This window comes from Bacteroides stercoris ATCC 43183, assembly GCF_025147325.1.
Lineage (GTDB): Bacteria > Bacteroidota > Bacteroidia > Bacteroidales > Bacteroidaceae > Bacteroides > Bacteroides stercoris.
This window is the reverse complement of sequence record NZ_CP102262.1, coordinates 2,526,084-2,548,595: the sequence shown is the minus strand read 5'-3', so window position 1 is coordinate 2,548,595 and position 22,512 is coordinate 2,526,084. Positions and strand designations below refer to the sequence as shown.

The 22,512-nt window shown below is 44.6% G+C and carries 28 protein-coding genes and 1 pseudogene; 12 read left to right on the top strand and 17 right to left on the bottom strand.

The features are described 5' to 3' along the window. Window positions 1-22 precede the first annotated feature (22 nt). Complete coding sequence (locus NQ565_RS10515; protein ID WP_005653140.1) at window positions 23-688, bottom strand: ABC transporter ATP-binding protein; 666 nt, start codon at window positions 686-688, stop codon at window positions 23-25. 19 nt (window positions 689-707) lie between these two features. After that, a complete protein-coding gene (locus tag NQ565_RS10510; RefSeq protein ID WP_005653142.1) occupies window positions 708-1,955 on the bottom strand; it encodes an efflux RND transporter periplasmic adaptor subunit in 1,248 nt (415 codons plus the stop codon). A gap of 111 nt (window positions 1,956-2,066) precedes the next feature. Between NQ565_RS10510 and NQ565_RS10505 the strand changes: the two genes are divergently transcribed. Continuing rightward, the gene (locus NQ565_RS10505; RefSeq protein WP_153881314.1) at window positions 2,067-2,213 is read left to right on the top strand and encodes a hypothetical protein; all 147 of its coding nucleotides are present in this window, start codon (window positions 2,067-2,069) and stop codon (window positions 2,211-2,213) included. Between the two features lie 233 nt (window positions 2,214-2,446). On the opposite strand, the gene NQ565_RS10500 is transcribed toward NQ565_RS10505, so the two are convergent. After that, on the bottom strand, window positions 2,447-3,367 hold the full coding sequence (locus tag NQ565_RS10500) for a glucosaminidase domain-containing protein (RefSeq protein ID WP_005653144.1): 921 nt from the start codon (window positions 3,365-3,367) through the stop codon (window positions 2,447-2,449). 99 nt (window positions 3,368-3,466) lie between these two features. Here NQ565_RS10500 and NQ565_RS10495 point away from each other — a divergent pair, with 99 nt between their 5' ends. From NQ565_RS10495 to nudC, 7 genes and pseudogenes are all read left to right on the top strand, one after another. After that, window positions 3,467-3,949 (top strand): cytidine deaminase, encoded by a 483-nt coding sequence (locus tag NQ565_RS10495; protein WP_005653146.1) that lies wholly within the window; start codon window positions 3,467-3,469, stop codon window positions 3,947-3,949. 242 nt (window positions 3,950-4,191) lie between these two features. Continuing rightward, window positions 4,192-5,793, top strand: a complete 1,602-nt coding sequence (locus NQ565_RS10490; protein ID WP_005653147.1) for an ABC-F family ATP-binding cassette domain-containing protein — start codon at window positions 4,192-4,194, stop codon at window positions 5,791-5,793. An 81-nt stretch (window positions 5,794-5,874) separates the two neighbouring features. Further along, window positions 5,875-7,398, top strand: coding sequence for a 4Fe-4S binding protein (locus tag NQ565_RS10485; protein ID WP_016662795.1), 1,524 nt, complete (start codon window positions 5,875-5,877; stop codon window positions 7,396-7,398). A gap of 84 nt (window positions 7,399-7,482) precedes the next feature. Then, window positions 7,483-8,880 carry an aldo/keto reductase gene (locus tag NQ565_RS10480; protein WP_005653149.1) on the top strand — a complete coding sequence of 466 codons (1,398 nt, stop codon included), beginning with the start codon at window positions 7,483-7,485 and terminating at the stop codon, window positions 8,878-8,880. 64 nt (window positions 8,881-8,944) lie between these two features. After that, a complete protein-coding gene (locus NQ565_RS10475; protein WP_040315580.1) occupies window positions 8,945-10,837 on the top strand; it encodes a TonB-dependent receptor in 1,893 nt (630 codons plus the stop codon). 162 nt (window positions 10,838-10,999) lie between these two features. Beyond that, window positions 11,000-11,512, top strand: coding sequence for a hypothetical protein (locus NQ565_RS10470; RefSeq protein ID WP_005653152.1), 513 nt, complete (start codon window positions 11,000-11,002; stop codon window positions 11,510-11,512). Between the two features lie 69 nt (window positions 11,513-11,581). Then, a pseudogene (gene nudC / locus NQ565_RS10465) lies at window positions 11,582-11,956 on the top strand (NAD(+) diphosphatase); the annotation flags it as partial. A 177-nt stretch (window positions 11,957-12,133) separates the two neighbouring features. Here the strand turns inward: nudC and proS are convergent. The 8 genes from proS to NQ565_RS10425 all read right to left on the bottom strand — a co-directional run bounded on the left by proS (window position 12,134) and on the right by NQ565_RS10425 (window position 17,575). Beyond that, complete coding sequence (proS, locus tag NQ565_RS10460) at window positions 12,134-13,627, bottom strand: proline--tRNA ligase (RefSeq protein WP_005653156.1); 1,494 nt, start codon at window positions 13,625-13,627, stop codon at window positions 12,134-12,136. A 396-nt stretch (window positions 13,628-14,023) separates the two neighbouring features. Next, window positions 14,024-15,028, bottom strand: coding sequence for an ISAon1 family transposase (locus NQ565_RS10455; RefSeq protein ID WP_040315496.1), 1,005 nt, complete (start codon window positions 15,026-15,028; stop codon window positions 14,024-14,026). A 10-nt stretch (window positions 15,029-15,038) separates the two neighbouring features. Beyond that, window positions 15,039-15,389, bottom strand: coding sequence for an ISAon1 family transposase N-terminal region protein (locus NQ565_RS10450; RefSeq protein WP_005652161.1), 351 nt, complete (start codon window positions 15,387-15,389; stop codon window positions 15,039-15,041). A gap of 258 nt (window positions 15,390-15,647) precedes the next feature. Continuing rightward, on the bottom strand, window positions 15,648-15,944 hold the full coding sequence (locus NQ565_RS10445; protein WP_005653159.1) for a nucleotidyltransferase domain-containing protein: 297 nt from the start codon (window positions 15,942-15,944) through the stop codon (window positions 15,648-15,650). Then, complete coding sequence (locus NQ565_RS10440; RefSeq protein WP_016662801.1) at window positions 15,923-16,309, bottom strand: HEPN domain-containing protein; 387 nt, start codon at window positions 16,307-16,309, stop codon at window positions 15,923-15,925. The genes NQ565_RS10445 and NQ565_RS10440 overlap by 22 nt, the downstream gene beginning before the upstream one ends. A 462-nt stretch (window positions 16,310-16,771) precedes the next feature. Beyond that, window positions 16,772-17,005, bottom strand: a complete 234-nt coding sequence (locus tag NQ565_RS10435; RefSeq protein ID WP_040315588.1) for a DUF2442 domain-containing protein — start codon at window positions 17,003-17,005, stop codon at window positions 16,772-16,774. 6 nt (window positions 17,006-17,011) lie between these two features. Next, window positions 17,012-17,269: a DUF4160 domain-containing protein gene (locus tag NQ565_RS10430; protein ID WP_005653166.1), complete on the bottom strand. Its 258-nt coding sequence runs from the start codon at window positions 17,267-17,269 to the stop codon at window positions 17,012-17,014. 45 nt (window positions 17,270-17,314) lie between these two features. Further along, the gene (locus NQ565_RS10425; protein ID WP_005653168.1) at window positions 17,315-17,575 is read right to left on the bottom strand and encodes a helix-turn-helix domain-containing protein; all 261 of its coding nucleotides are present in this window, start codon (window positions 17,573-17,575) and stop codon (window positions 17,315-17,317) included. 167 nt (window positions 17,576-17,742) lie between these two features. On the opposite strand from NQ565_RS10425, the gene NQ565_RS10420 reads away from it, so the two are divergent. After that, window positions 17,743-18,042 carry a hypothetical protein gene (locus tag NQ565_RS10420; RefSeq protein WP_005653169.1) on the top strand — a complete coding sequence of 100 codons (300 nt, stop codon included), beginning with the start codon at window positions 17,743-17,745 and terminating at the stop codon, window positions 18,040-18,042. 16 nt (window positions 18,043-18,058) lie between these two features. Further along, entirely contained in the window at window positions 18,059-18,241 is a 183-nt protein-coding gene (locus NQ565_RS10415) for a hypothetical protein (RefSeq protein ID WP_005653170.1), read from the top strand. 182 nt (window positions 18,242-18,423) lie between these two features. Here NQ565_RS10415 and NQ565_RS10410 read toward each other — a convergent pair whose 3' ends face one another. Together NQ565_RS10410 and NQ565_RS10405 are read right to left on the bottom strand one after the other, a co-directional pair. Further along, complete coding sequence (locus tag NQ565_RS10410; protein ID WP_005653172.1) at window positions 18,424-19,074, bottom strand: hypothetical protein; 651 nt, start codon at window positions 19,072-19,074, stop codon at window positions 18,424-18,426. Between the two features lie 53 nt (window positions 19,075-19,127). Continuing rightward, window positions 19,128-19,580 (bottom strand): hypothetical protein, encoded by a 453-nt coding sequence (locus NQ565_RS10405; protein WP_005653174.1) that lies wholly within the window; start codon window positions 19,578-19,580, stop codon window positions 19,128-19,130. 185 nt (window positions 19,581-19,765) lie between these two features. Between NQ565_RS10405 and NQ565_RS10400 the strand changes: the two genes are divergently transcribed. Both NQ565_RS10400 and NQ565_RS10395 read left to right on the top strand, forming a co-directional pair. After that, the gene (locus tag NQ565_RS10400; RefSeq protein ID WP_005653175.1) at window positions 19,766-20,056 is read left to right on the top strand and encodes a type II toxin-antitoxin system Phd/YefM family antitoxin; all 291 of its coding nucleotides are present in this window, start codon (window positions 19,766-19,768) and stop codon (window positions 20,054-20,056) included. After that, entirely contained in the window at window positions 20,044-20,319 is a 276-nt protein-coding gene (locus NQ565_RS10395) for a Txe/YoeB family addiction module toxin (protein ID WP_005653177.1), read from the top strand. The genes NQ565_RS10400 and NQ565_RS10395 overlap by 13 nt, the downstream gene beginning before the upstream one ends. A gap of 267 nt (window positions 20,320-20,586) precedes the next feature. Here NQ565_RS10395 and NQ565_RS10390 read toward each other — a convergent pair whose 3' ends face one another. From NQ565_RS10390 to NQ565_RS10375, 4 genes are all read right to left on the bottom strand, one after another. Further along, entirely contained in the window at window positions 20,587-21,279 is a 693-nt protein-coding gene (locus NQ565_RS10390; protein WP_040315581.1) for a DUF4468 domain-containing protein, read from the bottom strand. A gap of 184 nt (window positions 21,280-21,463) precedes the next feature. After that, window positions 21,464-21,703, bottom strand: a complete 240-nt coding sequence (locus NQ565_RS10385) for a DUF2442 domain-containing protein (protein ID WP_005653183.1) — start codon at window positions 21,701-21,703, stop codon at window positions 21,464-21,466. Between the two features lie 12 nt (window positions 21,704-21,715). Beyond that, complete coding sequence (locus NQ565_RS10380; RefSeq protein WP_005653184.1) at window positions 21,716-21,967, bottom strand: DUF4160 domain-containing protein; 252 nt, start codon at window positions 21,965-21,967, stop codon at window positions 21,716-21,718. Next, window positions 21,964-22,215: a hypothetical protein gene (locus NQ565_RS10375; protein WP_005653186.1), complete on the bottom strand. Its 252-nt coding sequence runs from the start codon at window positions 22,213-22,215 to the stop codon at window positions 21,964-21,966. The genes NQ565_RS10380 and NQ565_RS10375 overlap by 4 nt, the downstream gene beginning before the upstream one ends. Window positions 22,216-22,512 lie beyond the last annotated feature (297 nt).

Genomic DNA, 22,512 nt, shown 5'->3' with positions numbered 1-22,512 from the left:
TATAAGTTATGGATTATGGGGGTTATTCTACTTGACGGCCGTCGAAGAAGCGGATTGTCCTTGAGGTCTGTCTGGCTTGCTCTTCATTGTGGGTTACCATTACGATGGTGCGCCCGTCTTCCTTGTTCAGTCGATGCAGCAGCTCCATCACTTCCGCTCCCATTTTGGAGTCCAGGTTACCGGTAGGCTCATCGGCGAGGATTATCTCCGGATTGCCGATAATGGCGCGTGCGATGGCAACACGCTGGCACTGACCGCCGGAGAGCTGTGTAGGCATGTGGCGCATGCGGTGGCTCAGGCCTACTTTCTGCAACACTTCCTCTGCCAGGCGGCGACGTTCTTTGGACGATACCTTTCTGTACAGCAAAGGCAGCTCCACGTTGTCCAGCACATTCAGCGAGTTAATCAAATGGAAAGACTGGAACACAAAGCCCAGCTTCCGGTTACGGAAAGCCGCCAGTTCCTTGTCCTTCATGCCGTCCACCTTGGTACCGGCTATTTCAATCGTGCCACCGGTAGGCGCATCTAGCAAACCCATAATATTCAGCAAAGTAGATTTACCGCAACCGGAAGGTCCCATGATACTGAGGAATTCCCCCTTGTTCACTTCGAGGTTCACATTCTCCAACGCTACGGTTTCAATCTCGTTGGTACGATAAATCTTGTTGATGCCAGTTAACTTAATCATAATGATAGGTATTTAATTGTTATTTCAGTTTCAGCTTATTCTTGTTCTTATATTGGCTCATGTCGCTCACCACCACCTCATCGCCCGGTTGCAAGCCGCCAATAACTTCCACAAACTCAAAGTTGGAATCGCCCAACTGCACTTTGCGTTTCACAATCTCCTTGTCGGAATTGCGTACAAACAGTTCGTACTCCCCGCGACCCACGTAGTAAGAGGCGTTGGCTATGCGCATCACGTCCTCTTTCACAGCGTTCATCACATATACGTCCGTCTTCAGGCCGGAGCGCAGACGGCGGTTGTTGTCCTCATTCAACTGTACGGTGAAGGAAATAACACCATTCTTGGACAACGGAGTGACGCTGCTCACCGTACCTTCCAGCTTCTCGCTGCCTATCTTGACTATCGCCTTGCCGCCGGCGGCAATACGGTCGCCGTACGTGTCGGCTATCTCGCCCTCTACCTTGAAGTGGCTCAAATCGGAGATGACGGCAATCTGCGAACCTTCCGCCACCTGCGCACCGATCTGGTTGTTTATGTAAGTGAGGATTGCCTTGCGGGGCGAGCGGACCTGCGCATCGTCCAGCGTGCGTTTCGTTTCGGCAAGCGTTTTTCTGAAGATGCTGAAGTCCAGCTCCTGTACCTGATATTCGGCATCCAGCACTTCCTTCTCGTTGGCGTACTGCTGCTTCAACTGTTCGTATTCCAGCTCCGCCACGTTATAACTCAACTCTGCCTGACGCACTTTGTCGGTAGTACCCGAACCGAGGCTGTCGAGGTATTGCTCGTTGCGCAACTCCACCTTTTTGCGGTTCAGTTGCATGGCGGAGACTTTTATCTTCATCTCCAGGTCGTTCAGCTTGGTCATATTCTCAAGCTTGAGCTGCTTCAGCTTGTAGCTGCGCATCTGCTCCTCGTCGAGTTTCTGCTTGTAGTCGGTTTCGGCGCTCTGTAAGTCCAGCTTCAGGATGGGCGTGCCTATATCCACGCTGTCGCCGCCTTTCTTATATACTTCCAGAATACGGGTGTTGATGGGCGAGTTGATAATCTCCTCAAAGGCAGGAACCACCTTGCCGGAAGCGCTTACGCTGACTTCAATCGTGCCTGTACTTACCTGGGAGAATACGATGTCCTTCTCCTTCACCCCCGTGCGCATCAATGAGATGAGCACACTGATAACGACGATACCCGCAGCGCCCATGCCGCCATAACGAATGATTTTCTTGTTACGCTCTTTGTTACGAACTTCTTTCGGAATCTCTCTATCCATATTTTCTGTCTTTATTTACCGTTTTACGTTGCTGCCGTCCTGTTGCGTAAACGGACAGCCTGCGATTCTTCGCCCTTATACTTGCCAAATCCGTGCCAAAAACATAAATCATTGAAAACAAGCGTTAAGGCAAAAAGAAGAGTGTCCGTTTTCGGACACTCTGTACATTTTCGGATAGCTGCACTGTACGAAAAGAAGAAACAGACGGAAGAGAAAGCACAATGGTACGGCGGAAGAAATATAAACGACAGGGGATAACAGGGAAAACTCCTCACCTCAGCGTCCGTTTCCCCCTTTGGTATTTGTCATGCCACGCGTTGGTACTTGTCATACCACTCTTTGGTACGGCATGTACCACACTGTGGTACTACGAATACCGCACTGTGGTACGAGAGATACCAACGGTTGGTACTCCGCGTACCAAGCCGAGGTATTTCCCGGTACATACTTTCTTATGAGCATCAAGCACTTACGATAATCTTTCCGGAACGTTATCTCAGGCGCAGTCTGTCCCCTACTTCGGGCACATATTCCGCATCCTTGCGGTTCATCTTATACAGATTCTTCAGACGGATGCCGTACTTCTGCGAAATGGAATGCATGGAATCGCCGTCTTTTACAATATAAACGGTATGAGGTTTGGCGGCTTTCTTACGCTTGTCTTTCAGATAGATGATGTCGCCTGCCTCTAAGGTGTACTCTTTATGCAGGTCGTTATACTTCACCAGTTTGCGCCAACTGATGTCGAACTCTTTGCCCAGGAACTGGAAAGTATCGCCGTCGCGGGCCACAACGTAGGCAATGTCGTTGGCAATATACACCTGATGCGGGTTGGCAAGCCAGGGTTTCTTCTTCAGTTCTTTCTCCCACTTGCGGGCCTCGCGCTTGCTCATACCGCGGCTATCGTACTTATACAGGTCGTAGTCCTCGATAATGGTTATCAGGCGGTTGGCATAGGAAGGGTCTGTGGCGTATCCCGCTTTTTTCAGGCCGCGCGCCCAGCCTTTGTAGTCGGTAATCTTCAACTTAAACAGGAAAGCATAGCGTGCGCCACGTTTCAGGAAGAGCGAGTGATCCTCGTAGGAGTCCTTCGGGTGGCGATAGGCGCGGAAGCACTCTCCTTTGGCATCGTCGTCGTGGTACACTCTCCGCCCGCGCCAGTCGCTATGGCACTTTATGCCGAAGTGGTTGTTGCTCTTGCGTGCCAGTGCGCTTTGTCCCGCACCGCTCTCCAGCAGGCCTTGTGCCAGTGTGATGCTGGCGGGTATCTTATGTTCCTTCATCTGCTCCACGGCAAGCGGGGCATATTGTTTGATATATTCGTTGTAACGGGAATTTCTGCGTTGTGCCTGCACAGCCACGCAAATAAGGAGAAGTGCTATGATAGCAGTCAGTCTGAATATAGGTTTCATGCTTCGGGTGTTGAATTTGACACAAAAGTCTGCAAAAGAATTGAAAAAACCAATCTCTTTCCTATCTTTGTAACATTAATTACAATAAACCATTATTCTATGAAGGACCTGAACATACAGATTGCCATCAAGATATACGAATACGAAGAGTTGAATGCCGCCGACCGCGAGCTCCTGGATGCCGCCCGGCAGGCAACTTACCGCAGTTATGCCCCCTACTCGCACTTCTCGGTAGGCGCAGCCGCCCGGTTGGCAAACAATATCATCGTTACCGGAACCAATCAGGAGAATGCAGCCTATCCGTCGGGGCTTTGCGCGGAACGCACCACTTTGTTCTATGCCAACTCCCAATATCCCGACCAGGCTGTGGAGACACTTGCCATAGCCGCCCGCAACGAACGCGGCGAGTTCCTGGAAGAACCGATTCCCCCGTGCGGCGCCTGCCGGCAGGTAATGCTCGAAACGGAAAAACGTTTCAAACGTCCCATGCGCATACTGCTGTCCGGCGAAAAAGGCATTTATGAATTGAGAAGTGTGGGCGCATTGCTGCCGCTTTCGTTCGATGCGTCTTCCATGTTATAAAACAAATACCTACCTTTGCAACCGCTAACCAACAAATACCACCACCAATGAGAATATCCAAATAAAGACAGCACATTTCGGTAAACATCACTTTATATATGCTTTTCATATCAGAACGCTGAGCATCACTCAAAAAGGATATGTTTAGCCTTTACTGTGTTTGTCTGTTCCCCACAGCCTTACAAGAGTTGAAAGTGTGTCGTACAGACACCTATGTTATCTACCCTAAACACAGTAAATTTATGAGTATCATTATTAAAGACCTTAGCTATACCCATACTGATAAGGAAGTTTTGTTTTCCAACCTCAATCTGATTATCAATTCCGGAGAAAAGACCGCGCTGACAGGCAATAACGGTTGCGGAAAGTCCACCCTGATGCGTATCCTTGCGGGAGAAGCATCGCCGGGCACCGGTAGTGTGCATTGTTCCGGACATCTTTACTATGTGCCCCAGCATTTCGGACAATATGACGACCGGACGGTTGCGCAGGTATTAGGCATAGACCGCAAGCTAACTGCACTCCATGCCATTCTGAACGGTGATGCAGCGGAAGAACACTTTGCCCGGCTCGACGACGACTGGAATATCGAAGAGCGCACCCAAGCCGTTCTCCACGCCTGGCATTTGGACGGTATCTCTCTTTTACGCCCGTTAGAGGGGCTTAGCGGCGGAGAGAAAACACGCCTGTTCCTTGCCGGCATGGAACTGAAAGAACCGGACACCCTACTGCTGGACGAACCGACCAATCACCTGGATACTGCCGGGCGGAAACGTCTGTATGATTTCGTACACCGCACTTCGGCTACGGTGCTCGTTATCAGTCACGACCGTACTCTGCTAAATCTGTTACCCGCCATTTGCGAACTCTCCCGCAACGGACTGGCTTGCTACGGCGGCAATTACGACTTTTACAAAGAACAGAAGGAAGTGCACCGCAATGCCCTGCAACAGCAGTTGGAAGAAAAAGAAAAGGCCTTGCGCCTCGCCCGCAAGACCGCCCGTGAAATGGAAGAACGGAAAGCCAGACAAAACACACGAGGCGAAAAGGCTTCCATAAAGAAAGGTATTCCACGTATCCTGTTGGGCGGCCTGAAGAATCATGCCGAAAACAGCAGTAGCAAACTCAGCAATGTCCATGCCGAAAAAACGGACAAGATTCAACAGGAAATAACAAACCTGAAAGGCTCCCTGCCGCAAACAAACAAGCTGAAAACCGACTTCAATGCTTCGGCATTGCATATAGGCAAAATACTCGTCACGGCACAGAATATCAACTTTCATTATCCGGACAGCAACACAAACCTTTGGACGGTTCCGCTCAGCTTTCAGCTACGCAGCGGCAACCGGTTCTGCATTAAAGGTGATAACGGCAGCGGCAAAACAACCCTGCTGAAACTGATTACCGGCGAACTGACACCGACCGGCGGAACGATAGAGCGTGCAGACTTTACCTATATTTATCTGGATCAGGAGTACTCCCTTATCCAAAATGAATATACCCTTTCGGAACAAGCGGAAGCCTTCAATCTGCGGCATCTGCCGGAGCATGAAACAAAGACCATCTTAAACCGTTACCTTTTCCCGCAGGACGTCTGGAACAAGCCTTGCAGCAAATTAAGCGGCGGTGAGAAAATGCGTCTTGCCTTCTGCTGTCTGATGATTGCCGATAACACTCCCGACCTGTTTATTCTGGACGAGCCCACCAATAATCTGGACATCGAAAGTATTGAAATCATCACAGCTACGATACGTAACTATCAAGGTACCGTACTTGCAGTCTCACACGACCGGGATTTTCTGAAAGAAACAGGAATTGAACAAGAAATAAGCTTTTTTCTGTAAAATCGGTAAAAACAAACGTAATCCATATACACAAACTAATTATAAACTCCTTATTTTTGCAATGATAAAACTATTATGACTATGTTACGTACTATCAGACTGACACTTGCAATTGTATTCTTTGCACTCGTCACGCTCCTGTTCCTCGATTTCACCGGAACGCTGCACGGCTGGATGGGCTGGATGGCGAAAATACAGTTCCTCCCCGCACTGCTCGCACTGAATGCAGGCGTGGTACTGCTGCTTGTTGCATTGACCCTGCTGTTCGGACGCGTCTATTGCTCCGTTATCTGCCCGCTCGGCGTATTTCAGGATGTCATTTCCCGGTTTGCAGGCAAGCGGAAGAAAAACCGTTTCCGCTATTCTCCCGCCAGGAAATGGCTGCGCTACGCAATGTTGGCAGTGTTTGCCATGGCCCTCGTTGCGGGCGTGCGCTTTCATGCAGTCGCCTCACTGCTCGAACCGTACAGCTCTTACGGACGCATCGCTTCCAGTCTCTTCGCTCCCGTCTATCAGTGGGGCAATAACCTGCTGGCATATCTGGCGGAACGGGCGGACAGCTACGCTTTTTATGAAACGGAGGTGTGGATGAAAAGCCTGCCCACCTTCATCATTGCGACCCTTACTTTTGTCGTGCTCATCATATTGGCATGGCGAGGCGGACGTACGTACTGCAACACGATTTGTCCGGTAGGTACGGTGCTCGGTTTCCTGTCCGGGTATTCTCTTTTCAAACCGGTCATAGATACCGAGAAGTGCAACGGCTGCGGACTTTGCGCACGCAACTGCAAGGCATCGTGCATCAACTCCAAAACCCACGAAATTGATTACAGCCGTTGCGTGGCATGCATGGACTGCCTGGATAAATGCAGACAAGGAGCCATCACCTACACCCGCCGCCGTCATAAAGCGGATGCTGCGAAAATATCCGCCCGGAATCAGACTCAATGTACAACAACTTCTACCGGACCGGCAGATGATACCCGGCGCGCATTCCTCTCGGCAACGGCAGTATTGGCCACTACCGCCGCTCTAAAGGCGCAAGAGAAGAAAGTAGACGGTGGACTGGCCGCCATCGAAGACAAGAAGATACCCGCACGTGCCGCCGCCATTACTCCTCCGGGGTCGTTGAGCGCACGCAACTTTGCACAACACTGTACGGCTTGCCAGCTATGCGTTGCGGTGTGTCCCAACCAGGTGCTGCGCCCCTCTTCCGACCTGACACGGCTGATGCAGCCGGAAATGTCCTACGAGCGCGGCTACTGCCGTCCCGAATGTACCAAGTGTTCGGAAGTTTGTCCGGCAGGTGCTATCCGGCCGATAACGAAAGCCGACAAATCGGCCATCCAGATAGGTCATGCCGTATGGATAAAGGAGAATTGCATCTGCATCACCGATAAGGTGGAGTGCGGCAACTGCGCTCGCCACTGCCCGGTCGGCGCCATACAAATGGTGGCTTCGGACTCCGGAAATCCGCAATCCCCCAAAATACCCGTTGTCAATACCGAACGCTGCATCGGCTGCGGCGCATGTGAGAACCTGTGTCCGGCACGCCCGTTCAGCGCAATCTATGTGGAAGGACATATCATGCACAGAACGGTGTGAGAATCAGATGACAAAACGATAAAGGAAAATCTTCGATACGTTCTGGACAACAGACAGCATCGAGAAGAATAAATACGAGTAACTATGGAAGAAAAGAATAATAAGAATAACAGCAAGATAAACCGCCGGGACTTCTTCAAGCTTGCCGGCGCAGGGACGTTTGCATCGGCAGCCGCACTGTATGGCTGCTCCGGCAAGAACAACCGTTCGGACAGCGAATCGGCCGCTTTGGGTGAAATTCCTATCGATAAGATGGTGTACCGTACCAATCCCACCACGGGCGACCGGGTATCCTTATTGGGCTACGGCTGCATGCGCTGGCCTACCCGGAAGCGGGCTGACGGAAACGGAGATGAGGTAGACCAGGAAGCGGTCAACGAACTGATTGACTATGCCATCGCCCACGGCGTGAACTATTTCGACACATCGCCCGTGTATGTGCAGGGTTGGTCGGAGAAGTCAACGGGAATAGCACTGAAACGCCATCCGCGTGAAAAGTTCCTGATAGCCACCAAACTGTCCAACTTTTCCAATTACACCCGCGAGAATTCAATTGCCATGTATCGGAAATCGTTCGAGGACCTGCAAGTGGACTACATCGATTATTATCTGTTGCACTCCGTCGGCAATGGCGGCATCAAGACATTCCGGGCACGGTACATCGACAACGGTATGATTGATTTTCTGATGGAAGAACACAAGGCCGGGCGTATCCGGAACCTGGGGTTTTCGTTTCACGGAACAACGGACGTGTTCGATGAAATACTGGCCATGCACGACCGCATACACTGGGATTTCGTGCAAATCCAACTCAACTATGCCGACTGGCGGCATGCTTCGGGCAATAATGTCAATGCCGAATATCTGTATGGCGAACTCGTTAAACGCGACATTCCCGCCATTATCATGGAACCGCTGCTGGGAGGACGGCTATCCAGACTGAACGACCACTTGGTGGCACGCCTGAAACAACATCGCCCGCAAGAGAGTGTGGCTTCCTGGGCATTCCGCTTTGCCGGGAGCTTCCCCAAGGTACTGACGGTACTGAGCGGCATGACGTATATGGAACATCTGCAGGACAATCTCCGCACCTATTCCCCCCTCGACCCTTGCACGGAAGAAGAACTGGCTCTGCTGGAAGATACGGCGCAGGTAATGCTTACCTATCCTATCATCCCGTGCAACGACTGCAAGTATTGCATGCCTTGTCCCTACGGACTGGACATTCCCGCCATTCTGCTGCATTACAACCGTTGCGTCAACGAAGGCAATATACCCAAAAGCAGCCGGGATGAGAACTATCGCGAAGCCCGCCGCGCCTTCCTCATCGGTTATGACCGCAGCGTACCGAAGCTCCGCCAGGCAAGCCATTGTACAGGATGCGACCAATGCAACCCGCACTGTCCTCAAAGCATCGATATACCCAAAAAGTTACAGGAAATAGACCGGTTTGTAGAAAATCTCAAACAAGAGAGATTATAATACAAACGGAAAAAGAAAATACGCCCTATCTTTGGCGGAGCAAATAATGAGGAAAGCGATACGAATGAAGAAAAAAAACATATTACTCCTTTCGATAGCCGGCCTTTGGACAATGACGGGATTTGCGCAGGCTGCAAAGGACAGCGCGCGCATTGCCCGGAACCTGACTATAGATGAAGTGGTAGTAACCGGAACAAGAAACGAAACGGATATACGGCATCTGCCGATGACCATCTCCGTAGTGAACCGCAAGGTGTTGGAGCAACGTTTCCAACCATCCGTACTGCCCGCACTGACAGAGCAAGTGCCCGGACTGTTCGCTACAAGCCGTGGCATCATGGGATACGGCGTGTCCACGGGAGCGGCAGGCGGAATGAACCTGCGCGGCATCGGCGGCAGTCCTACGGCTGGTTTGCTGGTGCTGATTGACGGCCATCCCCAATATATGGGATTAATGGGACATCCCATTGCCGATGCCTATCAGACCATGCTAACCGACCGGGTGGAAGTGCTTCGCGGCCCTGCCTCGGTGCTGTATGGTTCCAACGCCATGGGTGGCGTTATCAATATCGTAACCCGCAAGATGCAGGAAGACGGGGTTAAGACCCATGCGCAAATCGGCTACGGCTCCTACAACACATTGCAGACGGAAGTTTCCAACCGCATCAGGAAAGGGCGTTTCAGCAGTGTTGTCACCGGCTCTTACAACCGTACCGACGGGCATCGCGACAATATGGAGTTTGAGCAATACGGCGGGTATGCCAAGCTGGGATATGACTTCAACGATTCCTGGAAACTGTGGGGCGATGTAAACATCACGCAGTTCAAGGCCTCTAATCCGGGCGAGGCCGGTAATCCGTACATAGACAATGACTCCCGCATCACGCGCGGCATGACTTCGCTCGCTCTCGAAAACCATTATGAAAAGAGCTCCGGCGCCTTGAGTTTCTTCTATAACTGGGGACGCCATAAAATCAATGACGGCTATCATCCCGGCGGTACGCCGCAGGAATCCCACTTCAACTCCAAAGACCGCATGCAGGGCGTGTCGTGGTATCAGAGCGCAACGCTTTTCACCGGTAACCGTCTGACCACGGGTTTCGACTATCAGCACTTCGGCGGCGAATCATGGAACCGGATGGTGTCTACCGGCGAACGTGTTCCGGGTGTAGACAAGCAAATGGATGAATTTGCCGGATATGTAGACTTCCGTCAAGACCTCGGCGAATGGCTCTCTCTGGATGCGGGCATCCGTGTAGACCACCATTCGCATGTAGGCACGGAATGGATTCCGCAGGGCGGCCTTTCGTTCCACTTGCCCCGACAGATGGAAGTGAAAGCAATGGTGAGCAAGGGATTCCGTAACCCCACCATCCGTGAGATGTACATGTTTCCGCCACAGAATCCGGATTTAATGGCGGAAAGCCTGATGAGCTACGAGTTGTCTTTCTCGCAACGGGTGTTGGACGGCGCTTTGTATTACGGCATAAACCTCTACTACATTGACGGCGACAATATGATTATGACCGTTCCTACGGACGGCAAGCCCAAGAACGTAAATACCGGCAAGATTGAAAACCGGGGCATTGAAGCCAATATCGGTTACCGCATTACCCCGCACTGGCAGGCAAATGCCAATTACAGTTGGCTGCACATGGAGAATCCGGTGATTGCCGCTCCCGGACATAAATTCTATGCAGGCGTTGACTTTACGCGAGACCGCTGGGGAGTGTCAACCGGGGTGCAATATATAAAAGACCTCTATACCAACGTAAGCAAAGGCAAGGAGAAGAAAGAAAGTTTTGTTCTCTGGAACCTGCGTGCCAATTATCGTGTATGCCGCTATGCCGATGTCTTTGTACGAGGGGAAAACCTGCTGGCGCAACGCTACGAAATAAACGACGGCTTTCCGATGCCTAAGGCAACCGTTATGGGCGGAGTGAATATCAATTTCTGACAAAATCAGGCATTACTGTTGTCAAGACCGTATTGGTTTGAAATAATAGTTATAACTTTGTGAGTATAAAACAGATTGTTTGATTAGCCGATAAAGATTATCCGACAGACCAATACAATTTACCCGATAAATGAATAAGATTATTTTATAAACAATAAGAACATGGAAACAAAAACTGTAAAACTCTATTCGCTGGATTACAGCAATGCAAGAACTTACTTAATGGCCGCATTGTTCATTGCAGGCAATATGGCACTGCCCCAGCTTTTCCACCTTATACCGCAAGGCGGTATCACATGGTTGCCCATCTATTTCTTCACCTTAATCGGTGCATACAAATTCGGCTGGAAGGTAGGATTGCTGACTGCGATCCTTTCTCCGATAATCAATTCACTGCTGTTCGGGATGCCTCTTCCGGCAGTGCTTCCCGCCATTCTGTTGAAGTCCGTATTACTGGCAGCAGCAGCCGGCTGGGCAGCACATCGTTTCAACCGTATCTCTCTACCTATCCTATTGGCCGTTGTACTGTTCTATCAGGTAGCAGGTACTTTGGGCGAATGGGCTATGGTGGGCAGCTTCTTCCAAGCCGTACAGGATTTCCGTATCGGGCTGCCGGGAATGGCAATGCAGGTAGTAGGCGGCTATGCGCTGATAAAGTATAGCGCATCGCTGTAATAACCTTGTAGAAATATTAAAAAAGGTTCGGAACTGTTTCGGTATACAGTTTTACGAAAAGCATAGAAGTATCCTCCCGTTTCTACGGCTATCATTCGTGCTGATACGGAAAGGCAAAGAAATATTGCCGGTGCATACACGCAACTTCCGCAGCACGTTCCACGGGTTGGTAGCCGGCTTTCTCGAAACGGGCAAAACGTTGGAACAATGCGTAGAACGGGAAGTTATGGAAGAAACGAGACTGAAGGTAAAAAACATCACTTATTTCGGCAGCCAGCCCTGGCCTTATCCCAACGGATTAATGGTAGGATTCATAGCCGACTATGAAAGCGGGAAAATCAAACTGCAGGCCGATGAACTCAGTTCCGGCGCATTCTATTCCAAAGACGACCTACCGAAATACCCCGGAAACTAAGCATTGCAAGAAAACTGATTGACTGGTGATGCACTTTCTTTGTGCATAAAAATGGAGGTATGCTAAATTGAACTGCACGAACGTGTGTTTAATTTAGCATACCTCCATTTTTTAAAACATCTGCCGAATACTCCTGAAAAGGAAAGAAACTTCGTCACAGGTTACTATGAAAAAAGCTTCATCCAACAAAGTGAAAAATATCCTTATTAATAGGAACGTGCAAATATCACACGGCAAGCAGACGGCTTGCCCGTAACCATACATTTGCCCGGCTCCTTGTCGCCCGGTACGAAAGAATCGAACGGAATACAGCGGATAGTGGCTTTGGTCTCTTCCTTAATCTTCTCCTCGGTTTCGGTCGTTCCGTCCCAATGAGCCAAAATAAAGCCGCCTTCTTCAATTTTTTCCTTGAACTCGTCATAGCTGTCCACCGTAGTGATACGGCTGTTGCGATAATCCAATGCTTTCTTATAAATATTCGCCTGGATTTCCTCAAGCAGGTCTTTTACGTATTCCTCGATACCGTCGCAAGAGCGGGTTTCTTTCTCCAGCGTATCGCGGCGCATCACTTCCATTGTATTGTTCTCCAAGTCGCGGCCACCCATAACCAGACGGACAGGTACACCTTTCACCTCGTAATCGGCAAACTTGAAGCCCGGACGTTTGTTGTCGGCATTGTCGTACTTCACAGAAATACCCATCGCTTTCAGTTTGGCTACGATGCCTGCCACCTTCTCGTCAATCTTGGCAAGCATTTCGGCATTCTTGTAGATAGGTACGATAACCACCTGTATCGGAGCCAAGTGCGGCGGAAGCACCAGACCGTTGTCATCGGAATGTGTCATGATAAGCGCACCCATCAAGCGGGTAGATACTCCCCAAGAAGTGGCCCATACGTATTCCAGTTTGTTTTCCTTGTTTACGAACTGCACGTCGAAAGCTTTGGCGAAATTCTGTCCCAAGAAGTGTGAAGTACCACTCTGCAAAGCTTTGCCATCCTGCATCATCGCTTCAATGGTATAGGTGTTGAGAGCGCCGGCGAAGCGTTCGTTGGCCGACTTTACACCTTTGACAACGGGCACTGCCATGTATTTCTCGGCAAATTCGCTGTACACGTTCAGCATACGCACTGCTTCCTCTTCGGCTTCTTCGCGAGTGGCGTGAGCCGTGTGGCCTTCCTGCCACAAGAACTCTGCGGTACGCAAGAACAGACGGGTACGCATTTCCCAACGGAATACGTTTGCCCATTGGTTGCACAGGATAGGCAGGTCGCGGTAAGAGTTAATCCAGTTCTTATAGGTATTCCAAATAATAGTTTCCGAAGTAGGGCGAATGATAAGTTCCTCTTCCAGCTTTGCAGTGGGGTCTACCACTACGCCGCCGCCATTCGGGTCGTTCTTCAAACGATAGTGCGTCACTACGGCACACTCTTTGGCAAAGCCTTCCACATGTTCTGCTTCACGACTGAGGAATGATTTCGGAATAAGTAAGGGGAAATAAGCGTTTACGTGTCCTGTTTCCTTGAACATATCGTCCAACTGACGCTGCATCTTCTCCCAGATTGCGTATCCGTAAGGCTTGATTACCATACATCCGCGCACAGCCGACTGCTCTGCCAAATCGGCCTTCACCACCAACTCGTTGTACCACTGAGAATAATTCTCACTACGTTTGGTAAGGTCTTTCAATTCTACTGCCATTCTATTTCGTTTTTAAAGTTTTCTATTCGGGTTCATTAAACGGAGTGCAAAAGTACAAATTTCTGTGCGAAAAGTGTTTATTGTGTAAACACTATTTTTTGCATACTTTATAAATGAGAACTTTTTTTCCTATTGCGAGTTATCATAATCAGTCGTTTACAAAAACAGGGGTTCACCCGCTATACTGCATGAGCAGGGAGTTGTGAAAGGTGAAGGGGTGGCTTGACATATTCCTATAAAACAAAAATCAGATAGAAATCTTGTGATGACTATCTGATTTTCTGTATGAACGGTAAGCGAGGTTCGAGCTTGTGAGGGTGTCAAAAAAACATTTGATGATTTCTTTTAGGCATGGAATTACGGGTCAGCGGATTTCCCCGGTTGGCAAGCTTTCTTTTAAGCGTATAGCCTAGCCAGTCTGAACATGAAGAATTTCAGATCAGCCACCCCTCTTAACTGGCTTCGAAAAGCTTTGATTTTAGCATTGAACGACTCCGCTGAAGCATTTGTCAATCGTTCTTCAAAATAATTTATGATGGTCGTACTATGGTTTGAAAACGTATCAAGTACCTTGTTGAACTCCATATAGTCAAACTTTTCCACTTCATTGTACCATCTTGCGAGATTTAGCCTTGCTTCATCGAGACCTGACTTCTTGTTGAAGATGTCTGTCAGTTTCATGCTAAGGCTGTATCCTTCCAGAAGCTTGGGGAATTTATCAAAGAGAATGGCAGCCCTGGTCTTTTGCTGTTCATTCCATTTGCTCCAGTGTTTCAGTATAATGTGCTTGCTTCTGCTTACTATCTGTGACAGGGTTTCTCCGTTCTCCATTCTTTCAGGTTCCCATTTCCCTATTCTTTCCCTTTCCGCCTTACTCTTTGTTTCTTTCTTCTTTTGGCGATGCTCCCTGATAGCCTGATTTTCCGCATCAAGTACTTTCCACCGATAGCGTATTCTTAACTGGTCAACAGCTTCAGACATGAGCTGCTGTACATGAAAACGGTCATTGATCAGCTTTGCGGCAGGAAACACCTTTCTGACTGTCAGCATCATGGCTGAAGATAAATCTGTAGTGACAGTCTTGACAGACAGCCGTTTCCGGTGCGGAAGCCTGCGCAAGATTCCGCTTACCGCATCTGTGGCCACTCCACGAACTATTGCAACTAAAGCACCCTTACGACCTTTAGCTGCTTTATTGGTCAGAATCGTATAAACATCTCCATTGCTCAGGCAAGTTTCATCCAAAGAAAGCTTTTCTCCAATATTTTCAGGATAAAGGAGATAGTCATGCGCATGTTCGAGCTGATCCCAGTTCCGGTAATCACTGATTTTCTCCTTGTATTGTTTACGAAGAGTCTGCCCTTTTACGCCATAACGTTCCGCAAGCACACTGATGCTCACAGGAGTAGATTCAATCTCCTTCTTTTAAAAAAGAGACGAACTCAGAATTGAGCCGTGTACCGTCAAATTCGGATAAATCCCAGTCATAACTGAAGATTTCATTGGAAGATTTGTCAAGCCATTTACGTTTACGAACATGGAGATAAGTGGCGCGACCACGAATAGGATAGTCTTGGATTGTACGATACTCACCAAAACCATAGGATATGATATCCGGATTGATCTTATCTTCTTTTAGTTGAACTTTTTTTTCATCAAGATAAATATCAAAACGGTCAGCACTCTTGTCGAAATTGACAATATCAAAGTTGTCTATAAGCACATCCGGAAGGATGGCACGAAGGAGTTGTGCGGGTTTCATAAAACAAAGGTAAGCAAAGATAGCTAATTTTAAAACTTACCAACCAGATATTTCCGCTGAGCCGGAATTACACGGATTTCACGGAAAAAGAACAAAGAAAATCTATGTTTTCTGTGTAATCCCGTGCCTAAAAAGAAACAAATGGCAAGCGAATTTTAGTTTAGACATATCCTCTTTCTGAGATTTAACTTTAGGATGATACCAAGAATTAAAAATAATCAACTTCAAATACAGCTTTTCTTATTATGTATCATTTATTTAGATAAGAATGCCCGTTCTTGCGATGTCGCAGTAAAGAGGATTACTCATATCCTCTATAAGCAAGACGGGTTCTATAAGGTTACTTATCTTACGTCTAAGTTTCCATAATAGAGGGGTATCTTCAAAATAGTTATCATCCAAATGCTCTACTACCACTGCAATGTCTATATCGCTATCCTCTCTGTAATTCCCCTTGCTATACGAGCCATAGAGATAGAGAGCCTTTAATGGTAATCTTTCTGCTACCATTTCTTTATATCGCTTAGCGAGGACTATAGCTTGTTCTTTATCCATGACTGTAATTCTTTAGTTTGGCTTAAAAGTCCTATACAATATTCCTTAGTCAGACTTTTCATCAATCTCTCTTTATAAGAGGGATAACGGGCTTCAATATTAAGTGGCTCAAGTGTATCAATGAAATCCAACTGTTCTTCTGATAGTTCTTTATCTAATTCTGTTCTCTCTGCTAATCTGGATAGCGAATGTATCTTTAAAGGTACTTCCACCAAACGATTAGCCCAATATGCCTTGAGTATTTTTTCTATCGTTTGGTGGCACATGAAGCCCACATAGAGATAACGGCCTGTAAGCAACATCGCATCTGCTGTTTCCAAGTCATAATCTGACATTTCAATCCAATAAGTTACTTTACCATCCATAATACAAAGGTAATTATTCCCTTTTAAATCACAATGATTTAGCTGTAACATTTAAAAAAAACAGCAAATGATTCGTTGCTGTAACTCTGTTTGCTTATCAAGAAGATTTTCTGAATATACTCTTTATTGGGACAGATAATGTCTTTGATTTGTAGCATACCATTAAAATTGCAACACTCATACAGATGGGTATTCACCATTTGCTAAGGTTTTCCACTTGTAGCATACTACATTAACTGCGAGTTCAACTGCCATTGCCTAAAAACAAAAATCAGATAGAAACCTTGCGATAACTATCTGATTTTCAAGAGAGCGGCAAGCGAGGCTCGAACTCGTGACCCTCAGCTTGGGAAGCTCTTTTTTAGTGCATCTAAAATACTATATATCAAATATTTATTTTACACACAAAAATAATTTGCATATAATTTGCACAACAAGATTACTGCGTGTTATATTACAAACTTATGCAGCCGTTCCAATCTCATGCAAAAACTCCGGAGCTAAATCTGCCCCATTTGCCCATTCTATAGTTGTGTGCGTCAATCCGTATTGGATGAACTTATCCTTATCCAACAATTCCCCAAACACTTCTCCTGTAAGGTATGGTTTTAAATCAACCTTTTTTTTGCTTCCGTCACTGAACGTTACAAGAAGCTCATAATCTTTGATATAATCTACATCTACTACTCGTAACATAAGCATCTATTTTAAAGGTTCTATTTTATTCAGTTTATCCCCTTTTTGAGCCTTTTCCCACAAAGTAAGGATTTCCGTTTCATGCAAATCCATCCATTGGTTAACTTTGGCAATTACCTTTGCCGGTGCTTGTCCGTCTACAATTCTGTCCAAGACGCTAATGGAGCATTCATAATTACCATAAGTAAAGTGAATATGAGGGGGATTGTGGTCTCTCCAATAAAGGCTTACGATAATTCCAAAAAATCTACATATTTCAGGCATAAATTATATTTTATACAAAGGTAAGCAAATATTCCAAACGGTCAATCAATCCACCTTTATTTTTATACTCTTTCCACAGTTCGGGCACGTGATAGAGGCTCCATCGCTTTGGGGCTGAATTTCTTTCGGGGATGCGAAGAGTTGCCACATGGGGACGTTTAGGGCGGTGGCTATCTTTTCGTAAGATACTATGTTTGCAGTACCATTTATTTGGGTAGATAATGTAACCCTACTTATTCCCAATTTATCAGCAAGTTCATTTATAGTAACACCTTGCTCTTTTAATATTTCCTTTATTCTATTCATAACTCAACGTTTTTAAGACTGTGCAAATATACATTAAAATTAAAATCGTAAAACGAAGTGCTTACAAAACATTGTTAATGAAAGTATCTTATTTATTATTTTATTTTGCAATGTAATATAAACTACTTACATTTGCATCATCAAAGTTAAACAAAAAGCTATAAGATATGAAACGCTACAATTTAAGCAAGATAATGAAAGAAGCCCATCAGATTAAGAAGTACATGAAACTGTATTCACTCACTCATGGAGTAAAGAATTGGGCGGACTGCCTTAAACTTGCCTGGGTTAACGAAAAGAAGCGTGCGTCTGATGAGGACACGAAAAACGCAGAAAAAGAAGCGATGAAAGTTTCTTTAGCCGAACCCGCAAGACGCAGCGCTTATGATGATTTATCAATCTCGGCATCCGCCTACTACAATCCGTACAGCTACGGGCGTTTCGGTTCTCATTACGTAGGTGATTAACTTAATACATTATATCATGGAAGAAAACAAACAACTTGTAGGCAATATTTGCGCCTCTATTGAAGAACTTGGTAATGTGATAGTAAATAACGTAGCTGCATCGCACAAAGATTATGAAATAATGATTGCTTCTTTGGATAATTCGATAGCTGAAATGAAGAAGAGATTAGGAAATGTATTGCCACATAAACAAGCATAGACGCACGTTGAGGTTCGACCAGCGAAATCACGTTATGATGCCCCACCGTCAATACGGGCGGTGGGTAGGATAAATTATTTGTTTATTGTATATTTTCCCCAAAAATAAGTCAATGGGAAATATAACAACAAAAATTGAAATCATATTATCAATGAATAATTCTAATAATATAGTTTGTTAAACTATAAATCCGACATAGTTTGTTTGGATTTTTTTGCTTTTTGTTTTGCTTCAAATATTTTTTTTGCTCTTTCAACAGGAGCGTTTGTGTAAGACATTCTACCAAGAGGAGAAAATTCAACAATTAAATTATCTTTGACAAAACAAAACATCCATCCTATTCCATTTAGATTATATTGATATGATGAGTATTTATCTTTAGTTGTATTTACTTTATGAGCAAATGCCGACCTTGCCGGTTGTATTAAATATTTCCCATCCATTGGAATAAACACAGAGGTCCCTCCCGCCGTCATTTCATAAAAATTTAAACTTACCTCATACAGTTTATCTTGAAAATAAGACAAGCTAATTCTCGCTCTTGCACTTTTGTCGCCAAAAGTCAAGGTATATGTCAAGCTACCAAAACTATCTTCCAATTTACCTTCCTTGAGCAGTTTGCGCAAATGAGACATAGCTTGTTTTTCCGACATACCAAAAGTTAACCCCATAAATACAGTATCCACTGTTTGAGGGGAAAGTGCAGCTTTTTTACAAGCATTGTCATATTTTTCTTCCATAGTTTCCGTTTTTGTAGCCTCTTTGGGCTTACTATTGTTTTGACATGAAAGAATGATTACTGACAAAATAATAAAAAATAAGATTTTCTTCATAATATATTTATTTGACTGTATGATTTTTATTGTTTTCTAATTTGGAGATAAATTTACTGACACGTATTCTTGTTTGCACGTTTTTCCTCTTGCTTTTTCTCATATTCTTTCGCTTCTTTCCTTTTTTGGGCTAATATTTTATAGCACTTATCAATAGATTTCGATTTAAATCTTATTTTATCAATTTCTAATTTTGTTTTATCAATCAATTGAATATTATTCTCAAAAAGAGCCTCATAATATTCTATAATTTCTAAGAAGCATGCAGCCTTTTCTTCTGTAAAGTTTAGATTTAAAGCCGCCACACAAGTCTTTATTGCTGGAGAGAAAGCTCCCATATCACCTTTGCCATTACTGTATCCTCTATAAAACATATCCTCGGCAATGGCCTCCCGGCTACTGTGCGACATCATAGCTATTGTCTTATCAACATCAATTGTTTTATAGATTTGCCATGCAACTAAGAAACCAACTAAAAGAGCTAAAACCCCAACTATCACTCCCATATAATCAAAACCTAAATTACATTCTTCGTAGGATCCTAATATTGGGTGTCATGCAACATCACATGATAACGCAAAGATATAAAATTATTTAGAATTAGTCTAAATTAAATTCATATATTCACCATTTCTTGTAAGTACAAAAATAAGTACCTATTTTTGTGCAAAACAATAAAAACAAGTAAATTATGAGAACAGCCAACTATTCAGAACTAAGAAACAACCTTAAACACTATCTCGATGGTGTGATAAATGACAGTGAGCCATTGCTGGTGCACCGTGCCGGCAATGAAAGCGTTGTTGTCATATCTTTAGATGAATATAACTCTATTAAAGAAACTGAATATATAATGAAATCTCCGGCAACGATGGAAGCTATCAGAAAAGGGGAAGAAGATATTAAGAATGGAAATTGCGTTTCTCAACATGAGGGAGAAAGTATGTCAGACTTTTTAAATCGGGTTGTATGTACAAAATAACACTTTCCGCACAAGCAAAAGAAGAATACCAATATTTTGTACGAAGCGGTAATAAGGCTATAATAAATAAAATATTGTCACTGCTTGAAGATATTGCCAAACACCCTTATACCGGAATAGGCAAACCGGAATCTCTGAAATATGATTTGTCCGGCAAATGGTCTCGGCGTATAAATTCGGAACATCGCATTATCTATTCAGTTAATGATGAAATAATCACGGTTTATGTACTCTCTATGAGGTATCACTATGGTAAAAAATAAAGTATCAAAAAGTAGCCATTGGTGGCCAGTTACCTTTGGCTACTTTCTTTTTTATGCAAGTTCTTTTATACTTTACTAACTTTTCCATCTTTTTTCTTTGCCATATCGAAATTATTGAATTATTTAGAATTTTCTAAATAAGAAAGGCAAAAATGAAAATCAGAAAAGGGAAGAGAAAAAGAAAAAGCCAGACATTACATCTGGCTTTATTATTTGGTAATAACCTAAGTAAGGCGATAAAACGGAATTATATATAGATATTTTTATTTACCAATCGTCATTTTCATTTCCCACCAGTCCGTTTTTAACCACTTCCTCAATCTTATCCATAATAACGTTTGAGTAGGCATGAGCCATAACCAATGCCTTGGAGGATGTTTTTTTTGCTTTATGCTTATCTTTTTCTGCGAATGGATAACACGTATCAATAGGCCATTTTTCTATATTTGTTTGCGGTCTTTGAGTTCCATCTGAAAATGCAGATATTATTCCACCTCCTATAACTTTTATAATATTATAATATTGAAGGGTATAAGTAATACGTATCTTAGTATCTTTTATGTCAACTTTTATAATAGGAGTAATACTCACCTTGTATCGGCTCATTCCTCCTAAGTGTTCGGATATACTATCCACAAACCCTTCTCCAATTATAGTTCCTAATTCCTTATCATTTAATTTTATTACAGAATTTGCGTCATTAAATGTTGCAGTAAACCAATAATTCAGAATTACATATAATTGTTCTTTTGTGGCTTTTCCACAATCTACTATTTGTGTATAGGTTAAAGAATTGTTTTTATCAAGAGTTAATTGAGATGAGAGCGTTTCTGCTGCTTCAACCCAACTATCCCCATATTTCTCCTTTGCATATTTTTCCAATTCCTCAGCCCTCATAACTTGGGAACTCATAGATATACAATAACACAACACAGTTAATAGCAATAAAATCTTTTTCATACAAATATCTATTTTTTAAGTTTTGTTTGCAAAGTAATTCCTAATAAATCATTTTGACAATATTTTTAACGGAAATCTTTGTAATTTAGACTGATTATAAATAGCTTATCACTTCTTTTTCCCAAATAGTTCAGAGTGGCTTCCAAGTTTAAGAAGCTCAATCTCCGTCTGTATCAAAAGATAATTATGCTTTATATGGTGTCCCATTTTCATAAAGAAATTCAGGGGCAATGTCCGCACCGTTTGCCCAAAATACTGTACCGTCAACCCCGTAACGCTCAAACTCGCTTTCATCTTTCAGTTCCTCGAAAGCCGGATATTTCAGGAGTGGCGTTAAATCTACTTTTCTTCTTTCTCCATTGTTGAACGTACACAAAAGAGTGTATTTACCCATATATTCAGCGGATTCTACTAATAGTATCATATCATTGTCTTTTTATCGTTTAACCTTTTCTATCTTCTCACCGTTTTGCGCCTTTTCCCAAATTTCAAGTAATTGCGCTTCGTGGGTGTCTATGTATTCATTTATCAGTCGGATAGTCTTTGCTGTTCCCTTACCTTCTACCATCCTATCTTTGATAGTGATAGTAAACCAGTTGCCACCGTCTTTAATGTGCAGGTGTGGTGGGTTGTGGTCTTGCCCGTACATGTATATCAGAATACCCCGGATAATGTCTATTGCGCTCATGCCTTTTCTGTTGTTGTTTTGAATGAGCCAAAATCTGTCGTATCAATAACCCCGGCATATTTACCGGAACGCGCCTCGTTTATGGCTGCAACCGTCTCTTCATTAGGTTCTGAATACATTGCATCCATCAAGGTGCTTTCTACAAAATTATTAAGGCTTCTGTTTGCCTTCTTAGCATGTTCCTGCAAGATTTGCAATAAATCCTCACGCAAGCGGAACGAAGTTTGTTTTCTTACTACTGCTTCCATATTATTATTTGCATTACATTGTATTATATTGTACAGCAAATATAATACAATATTTTGGGCGACCAATCAAAAATAAGAAAAAAGTAATCCAAATAATTAATTTTCTAATAAGAGGTTTGCTATTTCAAAGATAAGGGCTATCTTTGCGGTGCTTGATACAACATAATAACTCTTGGGCAAAATAAAGCGAACAAATTTTGTACAAGATATTGGGAAACCCTCTAAGGTGGCAGAAAGGAAACAATCTGCGACTTCTATGCCCTGCGTATGTTGTGTCAAGCACACCTACGGAGGGTT

Coding starts and splice junctions, on each gene's coding strand:
- NQ565_RS10425 (WP_005653168.1), bottom strand. CDS start 17,575: ATGAATAGAATAAAGGAAATATTAAAAGAGCAAGGTGTTACTATAAAT.
- NQ565_RS10440 (WP_016662801.1), bottom strand. CDS start 16,309: ATGGATGGTAAAGTAACTTATTGGATTGAAATGTCAGATTATGACTTG.
- NQ565_RS10515 (WP_005653140.1), bottom strand. CDS start 688: ATGATTAAGTTAACTGGCATCAACAAGATTTATCGTACCAACGAGATT.
- NQ565_RS10510 (WP_005653142.1), bottom strand. CDS start 1,955: ATGGATAGAGAGATTCCGAAAGAAGTTCGTAACAAAGAGCGTAACAAG.
- NQ565_RS10420 (WP_005653169.1), top strand. CDS start 17,743: ATGAAACGCTACAATTTAAGCAAGATAATGAAAGAAGCCCATCAGATT.
- NQ565_RS10380 (WP_005653184.1), bottom strand. CDS start 21,967: ATGAGCGCAATAGACATTATCCGGGGTATTCTGATATACATGTACGGG.
- NQ565_RS10445 (WP_005653159.1), bottom strand. CDS start 15,944: ATGGATAAAGAACAAGCTATAGTCCTCGCTAAGCGATATAAAGAAATG.
- proS (WP_005653156.1), bottom strand. CDS start 13,627: ATGGCAGTAGAATTGAAAGACCTTACCAAACGTAGTGAGAATTATTCT.
- NQ565_RS10470 (WP_005653152.1), top strand. CDS start 11,000: ATGGAAACAAAAACTGTAAAACTCTATTCGCTGGATTACAGCAATGCA.
- NQ565_RS10500 (WP_005653144.1), bottom strand. CDS start 3,367: ATGAAACCTATATTCAGACTGACTGCTATCATAGCACTTCTCCTTATT.
- NQ565_RS10430 (WP_005653166.1), bottom strand. CDS start 17,269: ATGCCTGAAATATGTAGATTTTTTGGAATTATCGTAAGCCTTTATTGG.
- NQ565_RS10375 (WP_005653186.1), bottom strand. CDS start 22,215: ATGGAAGCAGTAGTAAGAAAACAAACTTCGTTCCGCTTGCGTGAGGAT.
- NQ565_RS10490 (WP_005653147.1), top strand. CDS start 4,192: ATGAGTATCATTATTAAAGACCTTAGCTATACCCATACTGATAAGGAA.
- NQ565_RS10410 (WP_005653172.1), bottom strand. CDS start 19,074: ATGAAGAAAATCTTATTTTTTATTATTTTGTCAGTAATCATTCTTTCA.
- NQ565_RS10400 (WP_005653175.1), top strand. CDS start 19,766: ATGAGAACAGCCAACTATTCAGAACTAAGAAACAACCTTAAACACTAT.
- NQ565_RS10485 (WP_016662795.1), top strand. CDS start 5,875: ATGTTACGTACTATCAGACTGACACTTGCAATTGTATTCTTTGCACTC.
- NQ565_RS10450 (WP_005652161.1), bottom strand. CDS start 15,389: ATGAAACCCGCACAACTCCTTCGTGCCATCCTTCCGGATGTGCTTATA.
- NQ565_RS10495 (WP_005653146.1), top strand. CDS start 3,467: ATGAAGGACCTGAACATACAGATTGCCATCAAGATATACGAATACGAA.
- NQ565_RS10385 (WP_005653183.1), bottom strand. CDS start 21,703: ATGATACTATTAGTAGAATCCGCTGAATATATGGGTAAATACACTCTT.
- NQ565_RS10415 (WP_005653170.1), top strand. CDS start 18,059: ATGGAAGAAAACAAACAACTTGTAGGCAATATTTGCGCCTCTATTGAA.
- NQ565_RS10435 (WP_040315588.1), bottom strand. CDS start 17,005: ATGTTACGAGTAGTAGATGTAGATTATATCAAAGATTATGAGCTTCTT.
- NQ565_RS10390 (WP_040315581.1), bottom strand. CDS start 21,279: ATGAAAAAGATTTTATTGCTATTAACTGTGTTGTGTTATTGTATATCT.
- NQ565_RS10395 (WP_005653177.1), top strand. CDS start 20,044: ATGTACAAAATAACACTTTCCGCACAAGCAAAAGAAGAATACCAATAT.
- NQ565_RS10475 (WP_040315580.1), top strand. CDS start 8,945: ATGAAGAAAAAAAACATATTACTCCTTTCGATAGCCGGCCTTTGGACA.
- NQ565_RS10405 (WP_005653174.1), bottom strand. CDS start 19,580: ATGGGAGTGATAGTTGGGGTTTTAGCTCTTTTAGTTGGTTTCTTAGTT.
- NQ565_RS10480 (WP_005653149.1), top strand. CDS start 7,483: ATGGAAGAAAAGAATAATAAGAATAACAGCAAGATAAACCGCCGGGAC.